This is a genomic window from Rhodopseudomonas sp. B29, assembly GCF_000333455.1.
In the GTDB taxonomy this organism is placed as follows: domain Bacteria; phylum Pseudomonadota; class Alphaproteobacteria; order Rhizobiales; family Xanthobacteraceae; genus Rhodopseudomonas.
In genome coordinates this window covers 1-1,175 of the sequence record NZ_BADD01000721.1, presented here as the reverse complement: position 1 = coordinate 1,175, position 1,175 = coordinate 1, and the positions used below count along the sequence as shown (strand labels likewise).

General features: G+C 62.4%; 1 protein-coding gene. It reads right to left on the bottom strand.

From position 1 onward, the window contains the following. Nucleotides 1-84 precede the first annotated feature (84 nt). Nucleotides 85-1,175, bottom strand: a 1,091-nt coding sequence (locus I5M_RS26155) for an ABC transporter permease (RefSeq protein WP_022724095.1), incomplete at its 5' end; no start/stop codon positions are given.

Below are 1,175 nucleotides of genomic sequence, written 5' to 3'. Positions count from 1 at the left end.
CATCTACGGCGCAGCGACGCTGGGCGTCCGATAGCAGACGGCAAACAACCTAGGCGTCCCGGTCCCCGTTGCCAAAGGTGCATCTCAATCCTGCGCCGAGATCGTTGCGGCGAAGCGGATCCGACACACCGTCAGCGTGGTGACGCCGATCGCCGCCAGTGCGAGGAGCTGCGGCCACACCAGATCGAAGCCCGCGCCGCGATACAGCACCGCCTGGGAGAAGGCGACGAATTGCATATTGGGCGTGAACTTCATGATCCACTGCAGCCACATCGGCATCGTTTCGAGCGGCGTGGTGCTGCCTGACAGCAGATTGAGGATCACCATCACGGGCAATGCCAGCAGGCCGAATTGCGGCATGGTGCGGGCAAAGGTCGCGAGCAAGAGGCCGATCGACGTCACCGAGAACATGAACAGGATCATGCCGCCGGTGAACAACGCCAGCGAGCCGGCGATCGGCACGCCGAGCACGATCCGCACCATGGTCTCGATCGACAGCAGCGAGGCGACGATGATGACGAAGCCGTTGGCGACGATCTTGGCCAGCATGATCTCGATCGGCGTCACAGGCATCACAAGAAGATGCTCGATGGTACCGCGTTCGCGTTCGCGGATCAGCGCCGCGCCGGTGAGGATGATCGCCAGAATGGCGATGTTGTTGATCACCTGCATCACCGCCGTGAACCAGCTCGAATTCAGATTGGGATTGAATTTGGCGTGGACCACAAGATCGACCGGCTGTGGCGCGATGCCGCTATCCTTGCGCAGATAGCTCGCGGTCTCGTTCAAAATGATGTTCTGGATATCGACCGCGCCGTTGCCGGCGATTGCCATAGCGGTGGCGTCGAGATCGAGCTGCACGGTCGGGGTTTTGCCGGCCAGCGCATCGGCCTCGAACTTCGGCGGAATCTCGATGACGAACACGTAGCGGCCGCTGTCGAGGCCGGCGTCGATCTGATCGGGATCGATGTTCTCGGCCGCCCGGAACAGCGGCGGCAACAGCGCCGAGGCGATGCGCCGTGACAATTCGGAATGATCCTCGTCCACCACCGCGACGCGCGCGGCTTCGACTTCGAGCTTGGCGCCGGTCGCGACCGTGTAGACCGCCACGGTGAAGACATAGACAATGAGGCCGAGCAGAACCGGATCGGTGATCAGACTGCGCAACTCCTGCC